Below are 26,552 nucleotides of genomic sequence, written 5' to 3'. Positions count from 1 at the left end.
GAGGCCATCCATCGGTCGGCGCGGGCGTTCGGCCCGGGAACGGCCGGTGGGGCGAGTTGGTTACGGCGGCTACGGCATCCGGGGGAACGCACGAGGGGCGGACCGCGCCCGGTCCGCCCCTCCAACTGCCCTGCGATGAACGCTACTTGACGGCTCCCGCCATCACGCCGGAGACGAACTGCCGCTGGAACGCGAAGAAGACGGCCAGCGGGACCACCATGGAGATGAACGCGCCGGGTGCCAGCACGTCGATGTTGTTGCCGAACTGCCGTACCTGCGTCTGGAGTGCGACCGTGATCGGCTGGCTGCCGGCGTCCGAGAAGATCAGCGCCACCAGCATGTCGTTCCACACCCACAGGAACTGGAAGATGCCGAGCGAGGCGATCGCCGGGGCGCCGAGCGGCATCACGACACGGAAGAACAACCGCAGTTCACCCGCCCCGTCCAGACGCGCCGCCTCCAGCAGCTCCCTCGGGATCTCCGCGAAGAAGTTCCGCAGCAGGAACACCGCGAACGGCAGGCCGAAACCGACGTGGAACAGCACCACGCCGAGCACCGAGCCGAAGATGCCGATCTTGCCGAAGAGTTCGGCGATCGGGATCAGCGCGACCTGCACGGGCACGACCAACAGGCCCACCACGCCCAGGAACCACCAGTCCCGGCCCGGGAACTCCATCCAGGCGAAGGCATAGCCCGCCAGCGCGCCGATGATCACGACCAGCAGCGTCGCCGGGACGGTGATCCACACGGTGTTCAGCAGGCTGCCGGTGATGTCCTCGTTCTGCAGCAGTTTCGAGTAGCTGTCAAAAGTGATCTGCGACGGCTCGGTGAACACCTTCCACCAGCCGCTCGCCGCGATGTCCTCCGGCGAACGCAGACTCGCCAGCAGCAGACCGATCGTCGGCACCAGCCAGAACAGGCCGACGACGATGAGGAACACCCGCACCAGCCCACCGCTGACCCCCTCGGCCAGCCGGGACCCCAGCGACTGCTTCGTCTTCATCGCCGCACCTCCCGCCTCAGCCGACGCACGTTGAACCACATCACCGGGATCACGAGCAGCAGCAGGAACACCGAGATGGCGCTGGCGATGCCCGGCTGGTCCTCGGAGAAGCCCTTGCGGTACAGCTCCAGTGCGAGGACGTTGGCGTCGTCCTGCGCGGAGCCGGGGGCGATGATGAAGACCAGGTCGAAGACCTTCAGCACGTTGATCATCAGGGTGACGGTGACGACCGCGAGGACCGGCGCGAGCAGCGGCACCGTGACCCGCCGGAACACCTGCCACTCACTCGCGCCGTCGACCCGGGCCGCCTCCAGCAGTTCGCGCGGCACGCCCGCGAGCCCGGCCGCGATCAGCACCATCGCGAAGCCCGCCCACATCCAGATGTACGAGCCGATGATGGCCGGGGTGACCAGCGACGGGCCGAGCCAGTCCAGGCCGTTGTACGGCTCCTTGAAGTTGCTGTCCGGGAGCCGGAGCCGGGCCCCGTCGGCCGAGGCCGGCAGGGTGAAGGTGCCGTCGTCGCCGGCCGTGGTGGAGGCCACGACCTTGCCGTCCTTGACGGCCTCGATGCGCATCCCGGCATAGCCCAGTTCGGACGCGTCGACGCCGTTCAGCCTGCCGACGCCCTTGCCCCGTGTGAAGTCCTGCCAGGTCGTGCCGGTGATCTTGTCCGGCTCGGGCTTCGGCGCCACGGCGGGCTTCGCGCCGTCCGGCATCAGGTCCGGCGCGACACCCACCAGGGGCAGTGACACGGTCTCGCCCGCGCGCACGGGCGACGTGGTGATGAACGCGCCCCCGCCCGCCGGCTCCAGCGGCGACTGACGGCCCGGGTGGGCCTTGGGGAACGCCGACGCCTGGGTGAACGTGTCGTGCACGCCCACCCACACCGCGTTCGCGACGCCCTTGTCCGGGTCCTGGTCGTACACCAGGCGGAAGATGATGCCCGCCGCCAGCATCGAGATCGCCATCGGCATGAAGACGACCAGCTTGAAGGCCGTGCCCCAGCGCACCCGTTCGGTCAGCACCGCGAAGATCAGGCCGAGCGCCGTCGCGACCGTCGGCGCGAACACCACCCAGATGACGTTGTTCTTCAGCGCGGTGCGGATGCCCTCGTCGGTGAAGAGGGCCTTGTAGTTGTCGATCCCGGCGAAGCCGTCGCCGGACTGGTCGTAGAAGCTTCGGACCACCGAGTACCCGATCGGGTACACCACGAGCGCGCCGAGCAGGACGAGCGCGGGCAGCAGGAACAACGCCGCGACGGCCCTGCGGGTGCCGGTCACACTCTTGCGCGACTTGGGAGCGGCAGGGGGCTTGACGCCCCCTGCCGCCGTGGCCGACGGCATGCCGTCAGCCTCCGTAGGCCGCGGCCGCTTCGGCCTCCAGCTTCGCCTGCGTACCCGCGATGTCCTTCGGGTTCTTCAGGAAGTCCTGGAGGGTCTTCCACTCGCCCTTGCCGGGCGTGCCGCCGAAGGCCTGCGGGGCCTGGTCGGACATGTCGAAGCGGAAGTCGTCACCGGCGTCGATGAGCGCCTTGGCGATCCTGCGCTGCACCGCGTTCGGGTACGCGGAGTTCGGCACGCTCTTGTTCGGCGAGAGGTAACCGCCCAGCTTGGCCTGGATCTGCGCCGCGTCCGGCGAGGCGAGCCAGGTGGCCAGGGCCTGCGCCCCCTTGGAGTCCTTCAGGATCACGGCCGCGTCGCCGCCCGAGACCACCGGCCCGTTGTCACCGACCGCCGGGAACGGGAAGACCTTCGCGTCCGTGCCGATCTTCATGCTCTTCGGGATGTTGACCTGCGCGAAGTCGCCCGCGGCGACCATGGCCGCCTTGGGCTGGTCCCCGCCGGTGAAGGCCTGCGTGACGGAGGTCGGGAAGTCGGTCTGCAACGCCCCCTTCGCGATGTAGTCCGGCTTGCCCCAGACCTGCGCGAGCGTGCTCAGCGCGTCCTTCACGGACCGGTCCGTCCACTTGATCTCGTGCTTGGCCAGCTGGTCGTACTTCTCGGGACCGGCCTGCGAGAGGTAGACGTTCTCGAACCAGTCGGTCAGCGTCCAGCCCTCGGAGCCGCCGGCGGAGAACGGCGTGACCCCGGAGTCGTAGACCGTCTGAGCGGTCTTCAGCAGATCCGGCCAGGTCTCGGGCTCACTCGCCCCGGCGTTCTCGAAGACCTGGTTGTTGTACCAGATCAGGGACTTGTTGGCGGCCTTGTAGTAGACGCCGTACTGCTTGCCGCCCACCTTGCCGATGTCCTGCCAGCCCTGCGAGTAGTTCTCGCCGAGTTCCTTCTGCGCCTCGGCGCCGAGAGGCTTGGCCCAGCCCCGGTCGACGGCCTGTTTGATGGCGCCCGGCTGCGGCAGCATCGCGATGTCCGGCGGCTGCCCGCCCGCCACCTTCGAACCGATGAAGTTGATGATCGGGTCCTGGGCGGGCACGAACGTGACCTTGGCGCCCGTGCGCTTCTCGAACTCCGCGAGGACCTTCTTGAAGTTGGCCTGTTCCGCGCCGGTCCACACGGCGGCGATCTCCAGGCTCGTCCCGTCGAGCTTCGGAAGGTTGACGTTGCTGGCGGTCTCCTCGCTGTTGCCCGGGCTTCCACCGCTGTCCTTGTCGTCGCCTCCGCAGGCGCTGAGCGAGAGCGCGAGCGCTCCCGCGGCGACGGCGGCCGCGGCCTTGGCGGCTCTGCGGTGCTGGAGGGTCGCCTTGTCCCGCTGCGGCGACCGGCGTTTCAGGATGGTGCTGCTCGTCCTGCGCATGACTGCCCCGTTCTTCGTTCCCTCGTCGAACGTCGAGCGCGCTCCCGTGCGAACTGGTCTACGCCCGGGTGCGCGGGGGCGGCAAGATGGCATCGGCTGTCAAGCGGGGGATCGTGACCCCCTCGTGACCAGGGACTCGGCCCTGATCAACGAAGGGGGTCGGCATCCAGCCAGCGCCGTGGACAAGTACTAGAGAAGGGACGGTACTTGCGCCGCCGCGACCTCCCGCGCCGCCCTTTCGAGCGCGCTGGCCAGCAGTGCCAGGTCGGTCGGGCCGTTTCCGAGCTCCCGCACCGGACGCCGGGCCGGGGGGTCCCCCATGCGGTGCCACTCCAGGGGTACGACAGTAGGCCGCAGCGTCGCCGTCCGGGGGATACGGCCGGTGACCCGCCCGCCCTGGAACGGCGTGACCCGCCCGTCCTCGCAGGCGAGGCGGCCGCGGCCGGGAGCGGGCTCGTCCGGGCCCGGCGCCGGGGCGTCGAGGCTCACGCGGAGGGTGGCCCGGCGCGCCGGTTCCGTCTGTGCCGTACGGGCGCACGGACCGGTTGCCGCAACCAGGTGGACACCCAGCCGCTCGCCCTCCCGGGCCACCGCCTCCAGCGCGCGCATCACCGATCCGGCCGCGGGCCGTCCCGTCGAGCCGAGGGCCGGGGAGACCAGCGCGTCCAGGTCGTCCACGACCACGACGAGCCGGGGCAGCGGCGGCGCCGCCTGCGTCTGCCGCCGGGCCGCTCCCGGCCGCAGCCGCATCGTCGAACTGGGCGGGGAGTCGAGATCCCCGGCCCCGGCGGCCGTCCGGGCACCCGCCTCGGCCGGGGCGCCGCCCCGGGCCGTCGCCGTCCGCTGGGCGACCATACGGCCCGACAGCTCGCGCCCGGTGTGCCACTCGGCGAAGTCGGACCGGCCCAGCAACTCGGCGCGCCGCTTCAGCTCGGCGCTCAGGGACTGCGCGAACTCCCGCATCCGGACCGGGTCGTGGGCCGTGAGGTACGTGGTGACATGCGGGACGTCCGTACACACGCGCAGGCCCTCGCCGGCCCCGCCTCCCGCTCCGGGGCCGCCCCGGCCGTCGACCAGCACGATGCCCAGCCGGTCCGGCCGATCGGCGGCGGCCAGGGACGCGACGACCGCCCGCAGCAGCTCGGTACGGCCACTGCCCGGCGGGCCCTCGACCAGCAGATGCGGTCCCTGGGCCGCGAGGTCCGCGCAGACCGGGCCGCGCGGCCCGGCGCCCAGTACCGCGCGCACCCGCCCGCCCAGCGCCTCGGTGTCGTCGGCCGCGTCCGCCCAGCGCGCCATCAGCGACGCCGGGGTCGCCCGGGCCAGGCCCAGTTCGTCCAGCAGCCGTGCCGACTGGGGCAGCGGTGCGGAGACACGCGGCTGCCCGTCGCTCGCCGAGCCGTCCGTACGCAGCGGCGCCAGCGCCCGCGCGAACCGCTCCGCCCAGGCGGGGGAGACGGCGTCGACCGTGGCGATCGTGCCGTGCCCGACGGGTCCGGACGGTGAGCCCTCGCCCCCGACCCGGGCCACGCGCATCAGCCGCAGGGCCGTCGCCACGTCCCCGCTGAGCAGCGCGACGGCACCGCACTGCCGGAACGTGGGCGCCACCGAGCAGGCCGCCTCGTAGGTCTCCGTCACGGGCGAGGCGGGGGAGGCGGCGGCGGTCTCGGCCAGGCAGACGACATGGATCCCGGCCCGGGGTCCCTCCAGCGCCAGCCGCGCCACGGCCGCACGCAGGTCGGCGCCGCCGGGGTCGCCGTCCACGACGAGGACGGTGTAGGGGCCGGGGAAGCCGGTCGCCTGGCCGGGCTCGGGGGCGGGGGTGTCGTCCCGGGCCCAGGAGGGGCGGCGGGGCGCGGGACCGGCCGGGCCGCTCGGCTGGGTGTCACCGCCCTGGCCGTCGGCCTCCGGTGCTCGGGAGAACCGGACGTTGCCCAGCAGCCCGCCGGCCTCCGCCAGCTGGTCCTCCAGTCGGCGCATCAGCTCGTCCGTGCGGGCGGCGGCCTGTTCCCGGTCGTAGGCGAGCAGCAGGCGGCAGTCCTGCCCGTGCCCGGGACGGACATGCGGCAGCCAGCCCAGCCAGGACCACTCGGCGGTGCGCTCCGCCAGGGGGCGGGAGCGGTCCGCGGCGATCAGGACGATCTCCAGTGTGTCCGGGGAGTGCAGCGCGGTGAGCTGCGCCAGCACGGCACGGGCCAGCCCGGCGAGCCGCGCCCGGGGCCCGGCCAGACCGAGTGCGCCGACCTCGCGCAGCCCGGCGGTCACCGGCACCGAGGGCAGCAGGCCGGAGCCGTCCGGCGCGGCCCGGTCGGCGGTGCCGAGGCGCACCGCGAGCGCCTCCGGGTGGCCCGGCCCGCGCTCCCACAGCCGGGGGCCCGGCCCCAGCGCCGTCAGCAGCAGCGTGGCCGGATCCGGCCAGGTCTCCGGCACGGCGGGCCCGACGACCGCGGAGCGCTCCGCGATCCCTTCGGCGGGCTCGTCCTCGTACGCCCCGCGCGCGGGAGGCGCCTGCTCACCACGCCCCCCGGCCAGCCGCCGCGCCCACGCCCCGAGCCCGCCCCGCTTACGCGTCCCCGGCGGAACATCGGTGCCCCGGAGCGGAGTGCCCTTGCGCCCACGCCCGGACCGCTCGTCCGGCTCGCCCGCGCGGCCGTCGTCACCGGGGCGACTGCCACCGGGAGCTGTCTGGCCCCCGGCCGGGGCGTGCGGGCTTGCGCCTGTCCCGCTGGTGTCACCGGGGTGCCTGTTCCTGTCCGGGCCGGGGCCGGTGGGCGCGGCCGGCCGGTGGGGTGCTTGGCCTCCGGCCGGGGGGTATGGGCTCGTGCGTGTGCCGCCGGCGTCGCCGGGGTGCCCGTCCCTGACCGGGCCGGCGCCCGTGGGAGCCGTCGAACCGGGGGCCGCCTGGGCCCCGGCCCGGGCATGAGGGCCTGTGCCGTCCGCCGCTCCGGAGCCCTGGCCGGAATCGCCCGCACGCCCGTCATCGAACGCCCCGCCCAGCGCCCCGGCCCCGGAGCGCCCCGCGTGCGTGTCCCCGGCACCGAGTCCGTGCTGCGTCGGACCGTGCTGCCGGGGAGTGCTGGTGACGCCGTCGGGGGAGTCCTCTGTGGTGCCACGCTGGCGGGGAGCCCGGACCACGCCTTCCGGCGACGCCGTACGCGCCCCCTCCTGCGGTGTCGTACGCGCTGAGTCTCCGCCGGGGCCGACGGGCCCCGACTCCCCCTGGCCCCGGGCCATCCCCGGCCCGTGCTCACCGGCAGCAGCCCGGAACCCGCCCTGCGCGGCCCCCGGCCCACCCCCGGCAACCGGACGCGAAACCTCCGCGGCCGCTCCCGCACCCCTGCTCTCGACCCGAGGTTCCCCACCCTGCCCCGGCACCACCGCCGAGTCCCCGGAGCCGTGCCCTGCGGCGCCCGGCGTGCCCCAGGCCGCCGCGCCGTGAGCGTGATGGGTCTGCCCCGAAGGCCCGGCAGGCCCGGCAGGCCCGGCAGGCCCGGACGACCTGGTAGACCCGGACGACCTGGTAGACCCGGAAGCCTCCGGAGACCGGGCGGGGCCGAAGGCCCCTGAAGCCTCGGCCGAGCCGCTGGGCGCGGCTCGCCCGGAAACCCCGGCGGCCCCGGAAGCCCCCGAGGATCCGGCAGGGTCGACAGGCGTGGCGGCCCCGGAAACCCCTGGCCCCCCGGAGGTACGGGGAACCCCGGATGCCCGGGAAGACCTGGCAGGCCCGGAAGCGCCGGCAGAGCCGAGAGGCGCGGTAGCCCCGATGGCCCCAGTGGGCCCGGAAGCCCCGGAAGAACTGGTAGGCGCGGGCCCGGAAGCCCCGGAAGCCCCGGAAGCCCCGGAAGCCCCGGAAGCCCCGGAAGCCCCGGAAGCCCCGGAAGTCCCGGAAGCCCCCGAGGCCCCGGCAGGCGCGACCCGCCCAGAAGCCCCAAATGCCCCCGCAGGCGCGACAGCCCCGGCAGGTATCGAATCCGACGCTGGCGTATCCACGCCCGCCTCACCCGCGCCGGCAGGCCCCGGCACGCGTACGTGCCCCTCCCCGTCCGGCGTCGTGTCCACCCGGCCCCCCGGCCCCCCGGCGGGAGCCAGCCGCAGGGCCGATTCGCCGATTCGGAGCAGCGCCCCGGGGGCGAAACGGACCGCCCGGCCGCCCACGCGCGAGCCGTCCAGCGTCGTGCCGTTCGTGGAGTCGAGGTCGGCGACCGAGACGCGGCCGTCGGGGCTCACCGTCACCGCGCAGTGCAGCCGGGAGACGTCCGGGTCGTCCAGCGGCACGTCGGCGTCGGCGGAGCGGCCGATGCGGATCTCGCCGCCGTGCAGGATGTGGACGCCGCCGGCGTCGGGCCCGGCGACCACCTGGAGCTGGGCCGGGGCGTCGTCCAGCTCGGGATGCGGCTCCGGCTCGCCCGGCGCGCCCACGGACAGCACGGCACCGTCGGTCAGCGGGGGCTCGCCGAGCGTGCAGCGCTGGGCGTCGAGCCGCTGCTCCCCGGCGTACAGCACCGGGGTGCCCGAGCCGTCACCGCCGAGGACCACCTGGGCGAGCCCGGAGGCCACCGCCGCGAGCGCCGTCCCGGCGGGCGCGGTGACCAGCACGTCGCAGCGGGCGGCGCGGTCCCGGGCCGGAGCCGCCAGGCCCAGCGGGTCTATGACGGTCAGCCGGATCTGCATCGCCGTCAGCGGTCCCTTCTGCCTGGGCGCGGAGTCCCCCGCCCCGCCCCGGCACGTCGGCCAGTACTGCACGCATCCTCGCACCTGCCACTGACACCGCGCCCCTCGCTCGGGAACAAGTGATCTTGATTGGTCGGCTCTGCCCGCAAAAGTGCCTGAGAGATGACCCACTGGCGATCACTTGAGATCGGTCACGCACACTCTCGGCAACCCCGAGACCGAGGTGAGCGTCTTTCCTTCGAACGCGTGTGAGAACGCATACGTAAGACCCACAGAACGACGACACCCCGGTCCCCGGCGGCACGGCACTACAGTGGGTCGGACAGGCCAGCAGGCAAGGCAAGCACCAGGGAGCGCATGACGTGCGGCCGGTAGGCAGCAAGTACCTGCTCGAGGAGCCGCTCGGGCGCGGCGCCACGGGCACCGTCTGGCGAGCCCGCCAGCGCGAGACCGCGGGCGCCGAGGCGGCCGTACCGGGACAGCCCGGCGAGACCGTCGCGATCAAGGTCCTCAAGGAGGAGCTGGCCAGCGACGCGGACGTCGTGATGCGCTTCCTGCGGGAGCGCTCCGTCCTGCTCCGGCTGACCCACCCGAACATCGTCCGGGTCCGTGACCTGGTGGTCGAGGGCGATCTATTGGCGCTGGTCATGGACCTCGTCGAGGGCCCCGACCTGCACCGCTACCTGCGCGAGAACGGGCCCTTCAGCCCCGTCGCGGCGGCCCTGCTCACCGCCCAGATCGCCGACGCGCTCGCCGCCAGCCACGCCGACGGCGTCGTCCACCGCGACCTCAAGCCGGCGAACGTGCTGCTCCAGCAGTACGACGGGCAGATGCACCCGCTGCTGACCGACTTCGGCATCGCCCGCCTGGCCGACTCCCCGGGCCTGACCCGCACCCAGGAGTTCGTCGGCACGCCCGCGTACGTGGCTCCCGAGTCCGCCGAAGGCCGCCCGCAGACCTCCGCCGTCGACATCTACGGCGCCGGCATCCTGCTGTACGAGCTGGTCACCGGCCGCCCGCCGTTCTCCGGCGGCTCCGCCCTGGAGGTGCTGCACCAGCACCTCAGCGCCGAGCCGCGCCGCCCCTCCACGGTCCCCGACCCGCTGTGGACGATCATCGAGCGCTGCCTGCGCAAGAACCCGGACGAGCGGCCCAGCGCCGAGAACCTCGCCCGTGGCCTGCGCGTCGTCGCCGAGGGCATCGGGGTGCACGCGAACTCCGCGCAGATCGCCGCCGCCGAGAACGTCGGCGCGCTCCTGGTGCCCGACCCGGCGCCCGCGCCCGTGCCGGACACGTCCGGCACGGGCGACGCCGACCCCACCCAGGTCCTCCCGCAGGGCGCGGGCTCGTACGACCCGAACGCCGCGACCAGCGTGATGCCGCACACCGGCGGCCCGGCCGGCGCCGCCGACCCCACCGCCGTCCTGCCGAACCGGGGCGCGGCCGACCCGACCGCCGTGATGCCGCCGGTCCCGCCGGGCTCACCTGGCCACCCCGGTCAGCAGGGCGGACCCGAGGACCCGCACCCCTGGCAGAACCAGCTGCGCGCGGCCCGCGACCGCAACGAACAGACCCAGGTCCAGTACCTCGACCCGAACGAGGACCCGCTGCGCCGCCGCCCCCACCGGCAGGTCGCCCGGCCCCAGCAGCCCCCGCACCGCCAGGCACCCCCGCCGGGGCCCGGCTACGGCCATCCGCAGCAGCAGCCCCAGCAGTACGCCCCGCAGCCCCAGCGGCCCCAGCCCCCGCAGCGCTACGCCCCGCCCGCACCGCCGCCCCAGCCCCAGCAGCCGCAGCGGCCCCAGCGCGAGCCCCGCCAGCCCCGGCAGCGCAGCGCCAACCCGATGCGGATCCCGGGGCTCGGCTGCCTGAAGGGCTGCCTCTTCACGATCGTCATCCTGTTCGTCGCCGGCTGGCTGATCTGGGAGCTGAGCCCGCTCCAGGAGTGGATCGGCACCACCAAGGGCTACTGGGACCAGCTCACGGACTGGTTCAGCACGGTGACCGGCTGGATCGAGAAGGTCGGCGGGAGCGGTTCGGGCACGAACTGACGCGAACCGCCTCGCGGGGTTGGCGATTTGTCGACACCTGGCGGGTGATTTCTGCCTCCGCAGTGAAGGTTGGCTCCCCGGACGCGTAGTTTTAGCGACAACACGCGTCGGTAGGAGCAGCCTTGGCACGGAAGATCGGCAGCCGGTACACCGCTCACCAGATCCTGGGGCGGGGCAGCGCCGGCACGGTGTGGCTGGGTGAGGGTCCCGAGGGCCCCGTCGCCATCAAGCTGCTGCGCGAGGACCTGGCGTCCGACCAGGAACTCGTCGGGCGCTTCGTGCAGGAGCGCACGGCACTGCTCGGCCTGGAGCACCCGCACGTGGTGTCGGTGCGCGACCTGGTCGTCGACGGCAACGACCTGGCACTGGTCATGGACCTCGTCCGGGGCACCGACCTGCGCACCCGGCTGGAGCGGGACCGGCGCCTCGCGCCCGAGGCGGCCGTCGCGATCGCGGCCGACATCGCCGACGGACTGGCGGCCGCGCACGCCGCGGGCGTCGTGCACCGGGACGTGAAGCCGGAGAACGTCCTCCTGGACATGCAGGGCCCCCTGGGCCCGGGCGGCTCCCACCGCGCGCTGCTGACCGACTTCGGCGTGGCCAAACTCATCGACACCCCGCGCCGGACCAAGGCCACGAAGATCATCGGCACGCCGGACTACCTCGCCCCGGAGATCGTCGAGGGCCTGCCGCCCCGCGCCTCCGTCGACATCTACGCGCTCGCCACGGTGCTCTACGAGCTGCTGGCCGGCTTCACCCCGTTCGGCGGCGGCCACCCGGGCGCGGTCCTGCGCCGGCACGTCACGGAGACGGTCGTCCCGCTGCCCGGCATCCCGGACGAGCTGTGGCAGCTGCTCGTGCAGTGCCTGGCCAAGGCACCGGCCTCGCGGCTGCGGGCCTCGGAGCTCGGGGCCCGGCTGCGGGAGCTGCTGCCGATGCTGGCGGGCATGCCGCCGCTGGAGGTGGACGAGCCGGACACCGAGTCGGCCGAGGAGGCGGACCGGGAGGAGCAGCCCGCCGGGCCGGCACCGGCCGAGCGGATCCGGCGGCGGGGCGCGGTCCCCCTGGTGCCGGGCGCGAAACCCGCCGACTCCAACCGGGACACGCACACCTCGATGCGCGTACCGGCCCCCGACGAACTGGCCGGGGGCGCGCACGGCACGGCCCGGGCCCCGCGCGCGGCGGGCACGCCCCGGCCGGGCTCGGCCCGCAACCGCGCCCTCGCCCGGCGCCGCCGCGTCACCCTCGGCGCGGTCGCGGTCGTCCTGGCGGCGGCGGTCGGCGTCGGGGCGTGGCTGTCCACCTCGGGCGACGACGCGAGCGCCCCTCCCCAGGACACGAAGAACTCGGCCCCGCAGTCCCCCTGACCCCCCGGGTCCCCTCCGATCCGCCCCGGCGGGCCCCGACGCCCGGCGATGGCCGCCGGGCGGAGCCGTTACGCTGGAGGGCGTGGCAGTCGTCGATGTATCCGAAGAGCTCAAGTCCCTCTCCTCGACCATGGAGTCGATCGAGGCCGTTCTGGACCTGGACCGGCTGAGGGCAGACATCGCCGTGCTCGAGGAGCAGGCGGCCGCGCCGTCCCTGTGGGACAACCCCGATGAGGCGCAGAAGATCACCAGCAAGCTGTCCCACCTCCAGGCCGAGGTGCGCAAGGCGGAGGCGCTGCGCGGTCGTATCGACGACCTCGCCGTGCTCTTCGAGATGGCCGAGGAGGAGGACGACCCGGACACCCGTGCCGAGGCCGAGTCCGAGCTCGTCGCCGTCAGGAAGGCGCTGGACGAGATGGAGGTCCGCACGCTCCTGTCCGGCGAGTACGACGCCCGTGAGGCCCTGGTGAACATCCGCGCCGAGGCCGGCGGCGTCGACGCCGCCGACTTCGCCGAGAAGCTCCAGCGCATGTACCTGCGGTGGGCCGAGCAGCGCGGCTACAAGACCGAGATCTACGAGACGTCGTACGCGGAGGAGGCCGGCATCAAGTCGACCACCTTCGCCGTCCAGGCGCCCTACGCGTACGGCACGCTCTCCGTCGAGCAGGGCACGCACCGGCTGGTGCGCATCTCGCCCTTCGACAACCAGGGCCGGCGGCAGACCTCCTTCGCGGGCGTGGAGATCCTGCCCGTGGTCGAGCAGTCCGACCACGTCGACATCGACGAGAGCGAGCTGCGCATCGACGTCTACCGGTCCTCGGGCCCCGGCGGCCAGGGTGTGAACACCACCGACTCCGCGGTGCGCATCACCCACATCCCCACCGGCATCGTCGTCTCCTGCCAGAACGAGCGCTCGCAGATCCAGAACCGGGCGACGGCCATGAACGTGCTCCAGGCCAAGCTGCTGGAGCGGCGCCGCCAGGAGGAGCAGGCCAAGATGGACGCCCTCAAGGGCGACGGCGGCAACTCCTGGGGCAACCAGATGCGTTCGTACGTGCTGCACCCCTACCAGATGGTCAAGGACCTGCGCACCGATTTCGAGGTCGGCAACCCCGAGGCTGTTTTCAACGGTGAGATCGACGGTTTCCTCGAAGCCGGAATTCGCTGGCGCAAGCAGCAGGAGAAGTAAGTTTGTCGACAAGGCAACTGCCGTCGTGAGGGCGGTAGTTGCCTTTTCCGTGCCCGCTTCTGTGCTCTCATGTCTGGGTTTTACATCACACTCACAGGGTCAGACTCCCGGCATTGCCCCCGTACTTGGACATGGCGGCCGCAAACGCCCTTGACGTGTCTTTGAAAAGTGGGAAGGGTAAAGCGCGGCATGCGTGTCTCTGGGGCGCATGTGAACCGGGGGGCTCTTTCATCGCAGCTACCCCCGTCGAGCACAGCTCCAAACGCTGCCTAATGACGATGAGCTACTGGGGGTAGCAACCACATGACGAAGAAGACACGGATCCGTGTCGCGCGGATAGCGGCCGGTGCCGTGATCGCCGCCGGTGCCTCGCTGACCGCCGCCGGTGCCGCATCCGCCGCCGAGTCCGAGAACTGCCTGCTGGGCATCCTGTGCGCCGAGGAGTCACCCGCCCCGACTCCGACGCCGCCGGTTCCCACCGAGCTCCCCACCGACCCGCCGACGGACCTCCCGACGGACCCGCCGTCGACCGAGGACCCCACCGACGAGCCGACCGAGCCCACGGACGAGCCCACCGAGCCGACCGAGGACCCGACGGACCAGCCGACCGACCCGGGCAACGGGAACGGCAACGGCGGCGGCAACGGCAACGCCAACGGTGGCGGGAACGGCGGCGGCAACGCCGCCGACCCCGACGGCGGCACCTCGCCGCAGGAGGAGGGCTCCTCCTCCCTCACCGACACCGGCTCGGACGCCACCCCGGCGGCCCCGCAGGCCCAGGGCAACGGCCAGGAGCTCGCCGAGACGGGTGCCACGCAGACCACCTTCCTGGTGATCGGCGCCGCCACGATGATCGCCGGCGGTGTCGGCTTCCGCGTCCTGCCGCGCCTCATGGGCGGCCGCGGCGGGGCTGCCGCCTGACGGTAGCCGCGTCCCTACGGACGGTAGGCACAGTGCAGCGCCGAGGGCCCGGAGCGGAACGCTCCGGGCCCTCGGCCGTGTCGTCGCTAGGCGGTTTGGTGCGCCAGGAGTGCGACCGCGGCGATCAGCACGGTGAGCAGTGCGATCAGTGCCACCGGGTTCAGACCCGCGAGGAAGTTTTCCTGCTGCAGCCGCTCGCGGTTCGCGCGGCACACGGGGCACCGGCCCTCGCTCACGGGCGCCGCGCAGTTCGCGCACACCAGCCGGTCGTACGTCATGCGCTCGCCCTCCTTGCGCCGGTTCCTTGTGTGTAACGCTCGCGGTGGTGCGAACGTTCCCTTCCCACTGTGCCAGGTTCCTCCGAAGGGCGCGCGGTTCGCTCCCAGAGGGGTGGGCGTGCATTGTTGTGCGGCTGCCGCCGTGGGGGCTGGGCGCGCCCACGCGGCGGAGCCGCATAGTGACACAGCCCCACGCCCCTTGAGTAGGCACAAAACGGCACATCCACTACGCAACCACAGTCGGTGACTGCGGTCTGCTGCCCGGTTCGCGTATGGTCACGCTCATCTACCCCCGGCGACCCGTGGTGCATCCGTGATCCGATTCGACAACGTCTCCAAGGTCTACCCCAAGCAGACCCGCCCCGCCCTCAGGGATGTCTCCCTGGAGGTCGAGAAGGGCGAGTTCGTCTTCCTCGTGGGGTCCTCCGGCTCCGGAAAGTCCACCTTCCTGCGGCTGATCCTCCGCGAGGAGCGGTGCAGTCACGGGCAGGTGCACGTTCTGGGCAAGGACCTCGCACGCCTGTCCAACTGGAAGGTGCCGCAGATGCGGCGCCAGCTGGGGACGGTGTTCCAGGACTTCCGCCTGCTGCCGAACAAGACGGTCGGCGAGAACGTCGCCTTCGCGCAGGAGGTCATCGGCAAGTCCCGCGGCGAGATCCGCAAGTCCGTGCCGCAGGTGCTCGACCTCGTCGGGCTCGGCGGCAAGGAGGACCGGATGCCCGGCGAGCTGTCCGGTGGTGAGCAGCAGCGTGTGGCCATTGCCAGGGCCTTCGTCAACCGGCCCAAGCTGCTCATCGCCGACGAGCCCACCGGCAACCTCGACCCGCAGACCTCCGTCGGCATCATGAAGCTGCTCGACCGCATCAACCGGACGGGCACCACCGTGGTGATGGCCACGCACGACCAGAACATCGTGGACCAGATGCGCAAGCGCGTCATCGAACTGGAGAAGGGCCGCCTCGTCCGCGACCAGGCCCGCGGTGTCTACGGCTACCAGCACTGAGACCGCACCAGAGAGTCACGGAAAGGCATAACTCCTCGCCATGCGCGCCCAGTTCGTCCTGTCGGAGATCGGCGTAGGTCTCCGCCGCAATCTGACGATGACCTTCGCCGTCGTCGTCTCCGTCGCCCTGTCGCTCGCCCTGTTCGGCGGGTCGCTCCTGATGAGCGACCAGGTCAACACCATGAAGGGCTACTGGTACGACAAGGTCAACGTCTCGATCTTCCTCTGCAACAAGAGCGATGCCGAGTCCGACCCCAACTGCGCCAAGGGCGCGGTGACGGACGACCAGAAGAAGCAGATCAAGAGCGACCTCGGCAAGATGGGCGTCGTCCAGACGGTCACCTACGAGTCGCAGGACCAGGCGTACAAGCACTACAAGGAGCAGTTCGGCGACTCCCCGCTGGCCAGCTCCCTCACGCCGGACCAGATGCAGGAGTCGTACCGCATCAAGCTGAAGGACCCGCAGAAGTACCAGGTCATCGCGACCGCCTTCAACGGGCGGGACGGCGTGCAGTCCGTCCAGGACCAGAAGGGCATCCTGGACAACCTCTTCAAGCTGCTGAACGGCATGAACTGGGCGGCGCGGGCGGTGATGGCGCTGATGCTGGTCGTCGCGCTGATGCTGATCGTCAACACCGTGCGCGTCTCGGCGTTCAGCCGGCGGCGCGAGACTGGCATCATGCGCCTGGTCGGTGCCTCGGGCTTCTACATCCAGGCGCCGTTCATCATGGAGGCCGCGGTCGCCGGACTCATCGGCGGCACGCTCGCCTGCGCCTTCCTGCTGATCGCCCGGTACTTCCTCATCGACCACGGACTGGCGCTGGCCGACCAGCTGACGCTGATCAACTTCATCGGCTGGGACGCCGTCCTGACGAAGCTGCCGCTCATCCTCGCCACGAGTCTGCTGATGCCCGCGTTGGCCGCGTTCTTCGCGCTGCGCAAGTACTTGAAGGTGTGACGCATCCCAAGAAGGGCCGTGCGGTCAACGAGCCGTACGGCCCTTCCCCTTGTCCTAGACTCACCGCCATGTCAGGTCGTGACCCGTTCTGTCAGCCCCGTCGCACGCGCCGCGGGGCCGCCCTGACCTTGATGTTCGCGAGCGTGCTCGTCGCGGGAGCGGCCACCGGATCCCTCCCGCAGGCCGACCGGAAGTCCGCGGCGGACCAGGCCCGTTCGGCCGCCCCGGCCGGGAACCACGCGGACGTCACCAGGGCGGCCGAGGAGGCCATGGCCGACGGCAAGTCCCCGATGGAGGCCGCGAAGCGTGCCGTCAGCCGCAGCGGGGACCGCTGGGGCGCCGTCTACTCCGAGGGCGAGTACGAGGAGTTCGAGGAAACCCTCGGCGGCCAGTACACCGGCGTCGGCCTGTGGGCGCGCAGTGCACGCGACGGCCGTATCGAGGTGACGAAGGTGCGTGCCGGCTCGCCCGCGGCCACCGCCGGGATCCGGCCCGGAGACCTGCTGCGCAGCGTCGACGGCGAGAAGACCGACGGGCGGCCCGTCACCGAGGTCGTCGCCCTGCTGCGCGGGGACGCCACCGGCGCCCCCGCCGGCACCACGGTCCGCCTCGGCCTGGAGCGGGGCACGCGCGCGTGGACCGAGACCGTGCGCCGGGCCCAGCTGTCCACGGACTCGGTCGCCGTGCGACGAGTCGCCGGCTCGGTCACCGTCATCCGGGTCGACACCTTCACCAAGGGCGCCGGCGACCAGGTCCGCGAGGCCGTCCGGCAGGCCCCGCCCGGCGCCGGGATCGTCCTCGACCTGCGCGGCAACTCCGGCGGCCTGGTCACCGAGGCTGTCACCGCCGCCTCCGCGTTCCTCGACGGCGGCCTGGTCGCCACATACGACGTCGACGGTGAGCAGCGCGTTCTGCACGCCGATCCCGGTGGCGACACGACGAGACCTCTGGTCGTGCTGGTCGACGGCGGGACGATGAGCGCGGCCGAGCTTCTCACCGGCGCCGTCCAGGACCGCGGACGGGCGCTCGTCGTGGGGTCCCGGACCTTCGGCAAGGGCTCGGTCCAGATGCCGAGCCGGCTGCCCGACGGCTCCGTCGCGGAGCTGACCGTCGGGCACTACCGCACCCCTTCCGGCCGCGCGGTCGACGGCCGGGGCATCACGCCCGACCTGGAGGCCGACGAGGGCGCCCTGCGGCGGGCCGAGACCGTACTGCGCGGTCTGGCCGGTCCCTCGTAATCGACTTCCCGCGGGCCCCCTCCGTAGTGCGAAAATGGGCGGCACTATGGCTAAGGAAAAAGGGCGCAAGCTGATCGCGCAGAACAAGAAGGCGCGGCACGACTACCTCATCATCGACACCTACGAGGCCGGCCTGGTCCTCACCGGCACCGAGGTGAAGTCGCTGCGCCAGGGACGGGCGTCGCTGGTCGACGGCTTCGTGCAGATGGACGGGCACGAGGCGTGGCTGTACAACGTGCACGTGCCCGAGTACAGCCAGGGCACATGGACCAACCACAGCGCGCGGCGCAAGCGGAAGCTGCTGCTGCACCGCGAGGAGATCGACAAGCTGGAGTCGAAGTCGCAGGAGACGGGTCACACCATCGTGCCCCTCGCCCTGTACTTCAAGGACGGCCGTGCCAAGGTCGAGATCGCGCTGGCGAAGGGCAAGAAGGAGTACGACAAGCGCCAGACGCTCCGCGAGAAGCAGGACCGGCGCGAGGCCGAGCGGGTGATCTCGGCGGTGCGGCGCAAGCAGCGGGCGTAGGCCCCCGAGGGGTGCGTGGGAATACGCTGGCATCGACCTGCGTTGGTCACGTACGATGGCACCTGCACCCCACAGCGGGTGCGAGCCCCCTTCGCGGGGGCGCGATTGAAAAATCAACATGGGGATGATCGGTTTCGACAGCGGCTGTCGAAGCAGGGGAAGCGTGTCGAGGAAGCGGCCATGATCTCGTAAACCACAGGCCGAAAAAAATAATCGCCAATTCCAAGCGATCCATCTCCCAGGGCGAGCTCGCCCTCGCTGCCTGATCTTCAGGTAGCGAGCAGCGGCTCCCCTACTTAAGGGAGTGTCAGCCCGGGGGTGTTCCCGACCCGGATCCTGGCATCATTCAGGGAACTAAACCTTGATCCCGGTCACGGGGTGAAGAGGGAAACCACACAGTGACTGGGCCCGTCGGAGACTTGTCGGCGTGATCTCCGGGGCCGAGAAAAGCACAGCCGACTGCACACGGAGAAGCCCTGGTTCCACACCGTTGGACGCGGGTTCGATTCCCGCCATCTCCACTCATCCCATGTGGGCACAGGCCCCGTCGCTTACGAGCGGCGGGGCCTGTGTCATGCGTGGTCCGTGCTCGCCCGCTCGGTCAGCTCCGGCGCCAGCAGCGTCGTCTCCGCTGCGGGCGTGCCGTGCAGTCGTGCCATCAGCAGTTCCACCGCCCGGGTGCCCAGCTCCGTGGCCGGCAGGGTGACCGACGTGACCGTCGCGGGCTCGTCGGGGCAGACGGCCATGACCGACAGGTCCTCGGGGATACGGAGGCCGAGCTGCCGGAAGGCCGCGATCAGGGGTTCCAGCAGCGGGGCGTTGTGGACGACCACGGCCGTCAGGGCGGGGTGGTCGCGCAGCAGCCGGTCCGCGAGGTGGCGGGCTGCGGCCGGGGCCGACTCGGCGGGGTGCACCGAGGACGTCAGCCCGTGGAGGTGGGCGGCGGCCGTGAAGCCCTCGGCCAGGCGGTGGTCCGAGGCGGTCCCGCGCAGGTGGGCCTGCGGCGGCGAGCCGACCAGGGCCACGGTCCGGTGGCCCAGGCGGGCCAGGTGGTGCACGCACGCCTCGCCCGCTGCCCGGTAGTCCAGGTCCAGGCAGGTCAGACCCTGCGGGGCGGCGGGGAGGCCGAGCAGCACGGACGGGCGGTTCAGGGAGCGGAGCAGGGGGAGACGCGGGTCGTTCAGGCCGACGTCCATGACCAGTAACGCGTCCGCCGGCGCCGATTCCCCGGGGCGGGTCAGGCCCTGTTCATGGGTGAGGAGCAGGACGTCGTGGTCGTACCCGCGTGCCGCTTGCACCACCGACTCCGTCACACGCATCAGCGCCGGTACGTGGACGCCGGCGCGCAGCGGGGCCGCCACGGCCAGGACGTTCGGCCCGCCGTGCGCCCGTGTGCCCGAGTGCGGGCGATAGCCCAGCTCGCGGACCGCCGCCTCGACCCTGCGCCGGGTCTCGTCGGAGATCGGCCGCTTGCCGCTCAGCGCGTACGACACGGTGCTGGGGGAGACCCCGGCCCGCCGCGCCACGTCCGTGATCCTGACCATCACGACGGCTCCAGCCCCAGCGTCAGGCAGCCGGTGCCGGCCGGTGCCCGGGTCTCGTGGCCGGCGGCGGCGAGCGCCCAGGGGGCCGCCGGGTGGCCGCAGGCCGCCCGCAGGGTGTCGCCCTCGCGTACGACCGTGAAGGTCACGTCGCCGACCCGTACCGTCTTCTCCGCGCCGGGCCGCAGGCCGTACGCCCGCAGCGTCACGCCGTCGGCGTGGTGGTAGTCCGGGCGGTCGTCCACCGCGCCCACCGGGATCACCGCACCCGGCCTGACCAGCAGCGGCACGCTCAGGAAGGGGTGCCGCTCGCGCACCCAGCGCGGGCCGGTCACCTGCTCGCCGGTGAGGAAGTGCGTCCAGGTGCCCTCGGGGACGTAGTAGGTGACGTCGCCCTCGTCGCTGAAGACCGGTGCCACGAGGAGGTCCGGGCCGAGCATGTACTGCCGTTCCAGGTGCGCGCAGCCCGGGTCGTCCGGGAACTCCAGCACCATCGCCCGCATCATCGGCACGCCCTCGGTGTGGGCGGCCCGGGCCGTCTCGTACAGGTAGGGCATGAGGCGCAGCTTCAGCCGGATGAAGTGGCGCGCGACCTCCACCGACTCCTCGTCGAACAGCCAGGGGACCCGGTAGGAGCTGCTGCCGTGCAGGCGGCTGTGCGAGGAGAGCAGGCCGAAGGCCAGCCAGCGCTTGAACAGGGCCGGTGACGGCGTGCCCTCGAAGCCGCCGATGTCATGGCTCCAGAAGCCGAAGCCGGACAGCCCGAGCGACAGGCCGCCGCGCAGCGACTCCGCCATCGACTCGTACGTCGCCTCGCAGTCACCGCCCCAGTGCACGGGGAACTGCTGGCTGCCCGCCGTCGCCGAGCGGGCGAAGAGGACGGCCTCCGTCTCGCCGCGGTGCTTGCGCAGGACATCGAAGACCGTGCGGTTGTACAGGTACGTGTAGTAGTTGTGCATCCGCTCCGGGTCGGAGCCGTCGGACCAGGTCACATCGACCGGCACTCGTTCCCCGAAGTCGGTCTTGAAGCAGTCGACGCCCTGCGCGAGCAGGGCCTGAAGCTTGCCGGCGTACCAGTCGCGGGCGGCCTGGCTGGTGAAGTCGACCAGGGCCATGCCGGGCTGCCACAGGTCCCACTGCCAGACGCCGCCGTCCGGGCGCTTCAGCAGATGCCCGAGCGCCCTGCCCTCGGCGAACAGCGGGGAGCGCTGGGCGATGTACGGATTGATCCAGACGGAGACGCGCAGGTCGCGGGCCTTGAGCCGGGCCAGCATGCCCTCCGGGTCGGGGAAGACCCGGGCGTCCCACCGGAAGTCGCACCAGTGGAACTCGCGCATCCAGAAGCAGTCGAAGTGGAAGACGGACAGGGGGAGTTCGCGTTCCCGCATGCCCTCGATGAAGGACGTCACCGTCTTCTCGTCGTACGACGTCGTGAAGGACGTCGACAGCCACAGGCCGAACGACCAGGCGGGCGGCAGCGCCGGGCGGCCGGTCAGGGCGGTGTACTTGCGCAGGATCTCCTTCGGGGTGGGGCCGTAGACGACGTAGTACGTCAGCTCCTGTGTCTCCGCGCTGAACTGCACCCGGGACACGATCTCCGAGGCGACCTCGAAGGAGACCTTGCCCGGGTGGTCGACGAAGACGCCGTAGCCCGCGTCCGTGAGGTAGAAGGGGATGTTCTTGTAGGCCTGTTCGCTGCAGGTGCCGCCGTCGGCCTGCCAGATGTCGACGACCTGGCCGTTCTTGACCAGCGGGCCGAAGCGCTCGCCCAGGCCGTAGACGGACGTGCCGACCTGGAGGACCAGCTGTTCGCGCAGGTGGTGCGCGCCGGTCGCGTCCCGCATGATGCCCGTGCTCTTGGGGCCGCTGGTGGTGAGGGTGCGGCCCTGCGCGCGGAACTCGACCTGCCAGGGGCCGCCGCGGGCCACCCGGACCGACAGGTCGCCGGAGGTGAGGGTCGCGTGCTCGTCGTCGTACGCGATCCGCGGCTCGGCTTGTGACCCGTTGAGCTCGAACTCGGGTCCCTTTGTCTCCCCTCCCGTGAAGTGCGTCAGCGTCAGGCCGATGACGTCGGGCATGGGCGTGTGCGCGCGGAGCGTCAGGACCGGGCCCTTGAGCAGGTCGCCACGGGAGCGGACGGGGTGGGTCGGCGCGTGGATCTCCAGCGAACCGTCCGACTCGGTGACGTCCAGCACGTCGGCCGGGTACGCCGCGCTGACGCCCTCCCGGAGCAGCCAGTAGCCGTCGGTGAACTTCATGTGGGGGGTCCTTCTTCCCGTGCCCGCAGGCGGCAGGTGACGTCGAAGCGCTTCGACGGAAGAACGTATGTGGGGTGCGTGGGGGCGTCAATGGGGCGTGCGGTGATCGGTGAAGCGATTCGATGCGGCGACCAGGGACAACGCGAGGGCCCCGGCCGCCGCCGTCACCGGGATGCCGTATCCCGCCGTCGCCGACAGGTGCTCCACCGTCCAGCCGCCGAGCGCGCTGCCGCAGGCGATGCCGCCGAGCAGGCCCGTCGCCGCCAGGGTCATGCCCTCGTTCAGCCGGCCCTCCGGGGTGCGCTGCTGGACCAGCGTCATGGTGGTGACCATCGTCGGGGCCGTCGCCATCCCGGCGATCAGCAGCGCGCCCGCCAGGAGCGGGAGCGCACCGGTGAGGGTGGCCGCGAGCAGCGGCAGGGTCAGCAGCGCGGTCATCGCGGCCACACACCACGGCAGCCGGGACGCGGCCGGACCGGCCGGTTTCACGGCGCCGTACAGCAGGCCCGCCGCGCACGAGCCCGCCGCCTGCAGGGCGAGCACGACACCGGCCGCCGACCGGTGCCCCCGCGCGTCCGCGAACGCCAGCGTGACGACCTCCGTCGAGCCGAACACCGCGCCCATCGCCAGACAGAGGGCGAGCAGCGGGGGCATGCCGGGGGCGCGCAGCGGGGCCTTGGCGGGTATGCGCGCGCGGACGGGCGGTTCCGTCGCACGCCAGGTCGTGAACAGGACCATGCCCGTCAGCAGCAGCACCGCACCGACGAGCGTGCCCGCCTCCGGGAAGAACGCCCCGCACAGGAAGGCCGCCAGCACCGGGCCCAGCATGAAGCACAGCTCGTCCGCGGCCTGCTCGAAGGAGTTGGCGGTGTGCAGGCCCCTCGGGTCGCCGGCCAGCAGATGTGCCCAGCGGGCCCGGGACATGCCGCCGGTGTTGGGGGTCGTGGCGGTGGCGGCGTAGGAGGTGAACAGGGTCCAGTCGGGGGCGTCGTGGCGGACGCACAGCAGCAGGGCGAGCGAGCCGAGGACGGCGAACACCGTGGCGGGCAGGGCCACCCGGCCCTGGCCGTGCCGGTCGACGAGGCGCGCGGTCCACGGCGCGACCACCGCGGTCGCCGCGAGACCCGTCGCCGTGACGGCACCGGCGAGGGCGTACGAGCCCCGCGTCCCGGCGATCATGACGACCGCGCTGACGCTGAACATGCCCATCGGCAGCCGGGCGATCAGGTTCCCGGCAGTGAACGCACGGGCGCCCGGCAGCCCGAAGAGGCGGCGGTACGGGGTGAGTTGCGGCATGCGCCCACCGTCCCCCGGAGGCGACCGGGCGGTCCAACACCTGTTCCGTGCGGAATCACGCACTCGGGTTGTAGGACTGGCGTTAAATGTTCACTGCTTGTTCTTCATACAGCGATATGGAGAGTCCTTAATCGCGCATGGAAAAGATGCTCAACAGGGAAATCGTTCACTCTTTTGCCGCGCATCCGCTGAAGTGGGCCGACGTTAGTCGGTACATGACCGAGGCGACCAGGAAAGAAGGCTGGGCGGTAACGCTCGGCCCCTACACCTACATTCCCGCTCCAGCACACTCGTCGGCCACCGTCAACGGCACGCTCACCAAGGGCGGTTGCCCGGTCGCGCTCCAGGTGACCGAGCCGGTTCTGCGCGATTTCATCGACACCATGAGCGTGCTGGAAAAGGATCTCGCCCGGCGGTGGATCAGTGCGACGGAATGGCCCGCTTTCGTGCTCGCCGAATAGTCGGGTCGCGCTATGTACGACAAAGGTTTCGAGGGCACCGGCCGGCACCGGGCGCCCACCCGGGACTTCGTGACCCCGCTGACGCCCCCGGATCCGACCTGGGACCCGGCGGAGGAACTGGCGTTCATCCTCGAGGAAGCGCTCGGGGAGCAGGAGGCGAGGATCCCCGCCCCGCGTGACGTGGCACCGGCCGCCCCCGCGGACCCGGCCCCGGGTGAGCGCATGCAGCGGCTCCAGGACATCACCGAGGAACTGCCGCCCGTGCGGGAGGTGCACCGGCGGCACCGCAAGGTCCGGACCCGCAGGGCCCCCGGCCTGCTCCGCGCGACCAGCTTCCTCATCGCCGCCCTGACGGCCGTCATCGCCTCCGTGGTGGGCCTCCTGAGCGGCATGGTCGCCTACGACCCGCTGCGCCTGGTCGCAGCGTCCCCCGAGGAGCGCGGCCTGCACACCTGGTGGCCCCTGCTGGTGTACGGGCCGTGGCTGGTGGCGTCCCTGTCCGTCCTGCGGGCCGCGCTGCACCAGCGCCGTGCCGTGCACTCCTGGTGTGTGGTGCTGGTCTTCTCGTGTGTCGCCGTGCTGCTGTGCGTCGCCCAGGCGCCGAGGACCGTCCTCGGCACCGCGGCCGCCGCCCTGCCCGGACTGGCGGCGCTGGCCTGCTTCCAGCAGGTCGTCCGCCAGATCACGCTGACGCGCCCGCCTGTGCGTACGGTGCCCCGGCATCGGCTGGGGCAGGTGCCGTTGAGGGAATGTCCCGGCGGGGACGGCCCGGGAGGCCAGGTGGCCGGGCCGGGTGAGTGTGTGCGTGAAGGTGAGGGTGAGGGGCCCGAGAAGGCCGCCGGGGGCTGCGGGGGCACGTCGCCGCTGTAGGTTGACGGCATGCCCGGCCACCCCGATCCCCGGCTCCTGCGGGCCTTCGTCACCGTCGCCGAGGAACTGCACTTCACCCGTGCCGCGATGCGTCTCCACACGGCCCAGCAGGCGCTGAGCCGGGACGTGCGGCGGCTGGAGCGGGAACTGGGCGCCGAGTTGTTCGTGCGGACCACCCGGCAGGTGACGCTCACGCCCGACGGAGAGCGGCTCCTGCCGTACGCCCGCCGCGTGCTCCAGGCGCAGGAGGAACTGCTCGCCGCCTTCGACGGGGCCCGGCCCCTGCTGGTGGACCTCAACTCCCCGGGTCTGGTCACGCCGCGCCGCGTGCTGCACCGGGCGCGTGAACTCGCCCCGGGGCACGAGCTGATGGCCCGCTACGAGAGCGGCCTGACCGGGGCCGCCCAGGAGTTGCTCGCGGGCCGGCTGGACGCGTCGTTCGGACGATTCGCCGGGCTGGACCCGGCGCTGCGGGCCGGGCTCGACCACCAGCCCGTGCGGTACGAGCCGATGGCGGTCGTGCTGCCGGAGGACCACCGGCTGGCCTCGCTGGCTCAGGTGCCGCTCGCCGAACTGGCCGGCGAGACCCTCTACGCGGGCGCCGGCAATCCCCGCACGCCGGAGTGGACCGGCCTCGCGCGGCTGCTGCTGGCGGGGCGGGGCATCGAGATCGCGCCACCGGCGCCCCTGGCCGTCGGGGAGGAGGAGTTCCAGCGGATCATGGCCCGCACGCGTCACCCGGTCCTGGCCGTCGTGGGCTTCCCGGCCCCGCCGGCGACGGTGTCACGTCCCCTGGTCGATCCCGTGCCGCTCTCTCCCGTGTCGCTGGTGTGGCGCAGGGGCCTGTCGCACCCCGGGCTCGACGCGCTGCGGCAGGCCGCGGCGGGGCTCGCGCTGGAGGAGGGGTGGCTGCACAGGCCTGCCGGAGGGTGGGTTCCGGCCACCGACGATGTCCTCATGGTGTCGCGCGGCTGACCCGATTCGGCACGATGTCAACACGGAACCTCCGCGTGCGCTACATTCGACGCCTGAGCACGGTGTGGTAAATGGGGGCGCTTTGGACGGGTTGGGGACCCGTCCAAACGGCGGGTGCTCAGGTCGCAAGCGCACCTGAACCATCCCGTGGGGGGAAGTGCGTGCGCGTGGAACAGTGGCGAGAAGACGCCCAACCCGAATGGCCCGAGGCCGCGGCGAGGCCCGGTGAGCTTCCCGCTGACGGCAGAGCCCGGGACCGGAGAACCACACAGGTCCTCTCCGGCGGCGACGGCCAGGTGACGGGCACGCGCCCGTCCGCCGGGACGGACGCGACGGAGATACTGCGCGGCATTCCCCGGCAGAGCCAGGGCGCGGCCGACTCGTTCGGTGCGGGCCTCAGGACACCGCCGGGCGTTCGCGACCCCTGGCAGGAGGACGCCGACGCGGCCGGACAGGGTGCCGATGCCGCCGGGCACACTCATGATCCGCACGAGGTGACCGTCCAGCTCGACGCCGTTCAACTCGGGGACGGGTTCGTACGGCAGGTCACGGAAGGCGCCGGAGCGGGCCCCGTCGGCGACCGGCCCGTGTTCGTGGACGAGTCCGGCCGCCGCAGCCGGCACCTCCGCCGGATCGGCATGGCCGTGGCCACGGCCTGTGGGGTCTACGCCGTCGTCATCGTCGCCACGATGCTGTCCGGCAACTCCGACGCGCCCTGGCTGCCCGTGCCGGGCCGGCCGGAGGGCCGGCCGGCCGGGCAGGTCGACACACCGTCGCTGCCTGCGGAGTCGGCACCGACCGTCGGCACAGGGGCCACCGCCCCGAGCAGCGCGCCGACGACCGACGAGGCCACGGCGCCCTCGCCCGGCCCCAGCGCCCTCGAACCCTCGGCCGCCCCGGTCCCGGGCCGTTCCGGCGCGACCGCCAAGCCCTCACCGACCGCGACCCGGACCACACCGGCCCCGGGCACGGGCGTGACCGACCCGACCCCGACGCAGCCGTCGGACCCGCCGAGCCCGCCCGCCCCCGACCCGACACCGCCGGGTGACCCGACGCCCGGGCCGACGCGGACAACGGGCACCGTCGACGACACGGGCACGGTCGCCGACGGCCCGCCCGACCCCCAGCCGACCCCCGAACCATCAGCGGCGTAGCGGCTCCGCCGCCCTACTGGTCGGTTGGGTCGGCGGGCGGC

At 72.4% G+C, this 26,552-nt stretch carries 20 protein-coding genes and 1 other RNA gene; 13 read left to right on the top strand and 8 right to left on the bottom strand.

Features of this window, described 5'->3' with window-relative positions; all coding sequences use genetic code 11:
- Positions 1–142: 142 nt before the first annotated feature.
- From ACFZDA_RS37235 to ACFZDA_RS37220, 4 genes are all read right to left on the bottom strand, one after another.
- Positions 143–1,003, bottom strand: coding sequence for an ABC transporter permease subunit (locus ACFZDA_RS37235; RefSeq protein ID WP_391090212.1), 861 nt, complete (start codon positions 1,001–1,003; stop codon positions 143–145).
- Positions 1,000–2,346 (bottom strand): ABC transporter permease subunit, encoded by a 1,347-nt coding sequence (locus ACFZDA_RS37230; RefSeq protein ID WP_391090210.1) that lies wholly within the window; start codon positions 2,344–2,346, stop codon positions 1,000–1,002. The genes ACFZDA_RS37235 and ACFZDA_RS37230 overlap by 4 nt, the downstream gene beginning before the upstream one ends.
- Positions 2,347–2,350: 4 nt before the next feature.
- On the bottom strand, positions 2,351–3,754 hold the full coding sequence (locus ACFZDA_RS37225) for an extracellular solute-binding protein (RefSeq protein ID WP_391090208.1): 1,404 nt from the start codon (positions 3,752–3,754) through the stop codon (positions 2,351–2,353).
- Positions 3,755–3,943: 189 nt separating this feature from the next.
- Positions 3,944–8,425 (bottom strand): FHA domain-containing protein, encoded by a 4,482-nt coding sequence (locus ACFZDA_RS37220; RefSeq protein ID WP_391090277.1) that lies wholly within the window; start codon positions 8,423–8,425, stop codon positions 3,944–3,946.
- Between the two features lie 362 nt (positions 8,426–8,787).
- Between ACFZDA_RS37220 and ACFZDA_RS37215 the strand changes: the two genes are divergently transcribed.
- The 4 genes from ACFZDA_RS37215 (at position 8,788) to ACFZDA_RS37200 (ending at position 13,953) form a co-directional block, all read left to right on the top strand.
- The gene (locus ACFZDA_RS37215; protein WP_391090205.1) at positions 8,788–10,476 is read left to right on the top strand and encodes a protein kinase; all 1,689 of its coding nucleotides are present in this window, start codon (positions 8,788–8,790) and stop codon (positions 10,474–10,476) included.
- A gap of 122 nt (positions 10,477–10,598) precedes the next feature.
- The gene (locus tag ACFZDA_RS37210; protein ID WP_391090203.1) at positions 10,599–11,843 is read left to right on the top strand and encodes a protein kinase; all 1,245 of its coding nucleotides are present in this window, start codon (positions 10,599–10,601) and stop codon (positions 11,841–11,843) included.
- 82 nt (positions 11,844–11,925) lie between these two features.
- Positions 11,926–13,032: a peptide chain release factor 2 gene (gene prfB, locus ACFZDA_RS37205; protein WP_391090201.1), complete on the top strand. Its 1,107-nt coding sequence runs from the start codon at positions 11,926–11,928 to the stop codon at positions 13,030–13,032.
- 303 nt (positions 13,033–13,335) lie between these two features.
- Entirely contained in the window at positions 13,336–13,953 is a 618-nt protein-coding gene (locus tag ACFZDA_RS37200) for a hypothetical protein (protein ID WP_391090199.1), read from the top strand.
- 86 nt (positions 13,954–14,039) lie between these two features.
- On the opposite strand, the gene ACFZDA_RS37195 is transcribed toward ACFZDA_RS37200, so the two are convergent.
- Positions 14,040–14,231 carry a hypothetical protein gene (locus ACFZDA_RS37195; protein WP_391090198.1) on the bottom strand — a complete coding sequence of 64 codons (192 nt, stop codon included), beginning with the start codon at positions 14,229–14,231 and terminating at the stop codon, positions 14,040–14,042.
- Between the two features lie 313 nt (positions 14,232–14,544).
- Here ACFZDA_RS37195 and ftsE point away from each other — a divergent pair, with 313 nt between their 5' ends.
- From ftsE to ssrA, 5 genes are all read left to right on the top strand, one after another.
- On the top strand, positions 14,545–15,234 hold the full coding sequence (gene ftsE / locus ACFZDA_RS37190) for a cell division ATP-binding protein FtsE (protein ID WP_003990615.1): 690 nt from the start codon (positions 14,545–14,547) through the stop codon (positions 15,232–15,234).
- A gap of 40 nt (positions 15,235–15,274) precedes the next feature.
- The gene (gene ftsX, locus ACFZDA_RS37185; protein ID WP_391090196.1) at positions 15,275–16,192 is read left to right on the top strand and encodes a permease-like cell division protein FtsX; all 918 of its coding nucleotides are present in this window, start codon (positions 15,275–15,277) and stop codon (positions 16,190–16,192) included.
- A 68-nt stretch (positions 16,193–16,260) separates the two neighbouring features.
- Entirely contained in the window at positions 16,261–17,430 is a 1,170-nt protein-coding gene (locus ACFZDA_RS37180; RefSeq protein ID WP_391090194.1) for a S41 family peptidase, read from the top strand.
- 46 nt (positions 17,431–17,476) lie between these two features.
- Complete coding sequence (gene smpB / locus ACFZDA_RS37175) at positions 17,477–17,956, top strand: SsrA-binding protein SmpB (protein WP_010039871.1); 480 nt, start codon at positions 17,477–17,479, stop codon at positions 17,954–17,956.
- A 120-nt stretch (positions 17,957–18,076) separates the two neighbouring features.
- Positions 18,077–18,480: a transfer-messenger RNA gene (gene ssrA, locus ACFZDA_RS37170) on the top strand.
- A 48-nt stretch (positions 18,481–18,528) separates the two neighbouring features.
- Here ssrA and ACFZDA_RS37165 read toward each other — a convergent pair.
- From ACFZDA_RS37165 to ACFZDA_RS37155, 3 genes are all read right to left on the bottom strand, one after another.
- Entirely contained in the window at positions 18,529–19,500 is a 972-nt protein-coding gene (locus ACFZDA_RS37165) for a substrate-binding domain-containing protein (RefSeq protein WP_391090191.1), read from the bottom strand.
- The gene (gene yicI / locus ACFZDA_RS37160) at positions 19,500–21,755 is read right to left on the bottom strand and encodes an alpha-xylosidase (protein ID WP_391090189.1); all 2,256 of its coding nucleotides are present in this window, start codon (positions 21,753–21,755) and stop codon (positions 19,500–19,502) included. Before yicI ends, ACFZDA_RS37165 begins: the two co-directional genes overlap by 1 nt.
- Positions 21,756–21,842: 87 nt before the next feature.
- Positions 21,843–23,114, bottom strand: coding sequence for an MFS transporter (locus ACFZDA_RS37155; RefSeq protein ID WP_391090187.1), 1,272 nt, complete (start codon positions 23,112–23,114; stop codon positions 21,843–21,845).
- A gap of 74 nt (positions 23,115–23,188) precedes the next feature.
- On the opposite strand from ACFZDA_RS37155, the gene ACFZDA_RS37150 reads away from it, so the two are divergent.
- From ACFZDA_RS37150 to ACFZDA_RS37135, 4 genes are all read left to right on the top strand, one after another.
- Positions 23,189–23,512 (top strand): hypothetical protein, encoded by a 324-nt coding sequence (locus ACFZDA_RS37150; protein ID WP_391090184.1) that lies wholly within the window; start codon positions 23,189–23,191, stop codon positions 23,510–23,512.
- A gap of 12 nt (positions 23,513–23,524) precedes the next feature.
- A complete protein-coding gene (locus tag ACFZDA_RS37145) occupies positions 23,525–24,382 on the top strand; it encodes a hypothetical protein (RefSeq protein ID WP_391090182.1) in 858 nt (285 codons plus the stop codon).
- A gap of 9 nt (positions 24,383–24,391) precedes the next feature.
- Positions 24,392–25,357, top strand: a complete 966-nt coding sequence (locus ACFZDA_RS37140) for a LysR family transcriptional regulator (RefSeq protein ID WP_391090180.1) — start codon at positions 24,392–24,394, stop codon at positions 25,355–25,357.
- 167 nt (positions 25,358–25,524) lie between these two features.
- A complete protein-coding gene (locus tag ACFZDA_RS37135) occupies positions 25,525–26,511 on the top strand; it encodes a hypothetical protein (RefSeq protein WP_391090178.1) in 987 nt (328 codons plus the stop codon).
- The last annotated feature ends 41 nt before the right edge of the window (positions 26,512–26,552 follow it).

It is taken from the genome of Streptomyces sp. NPDC007991 (genome assembly GCF_042958445.1).
GTDB lineage: Bacteria > Actinomycetota > Actinomycetes > Streptomycetales > Streptomycetaceae > Streptomyces.
Note: the sequence above shows the minus strand (reverse complement) of the source record. Positions and strands in the feature narration are given on the sequence as shown.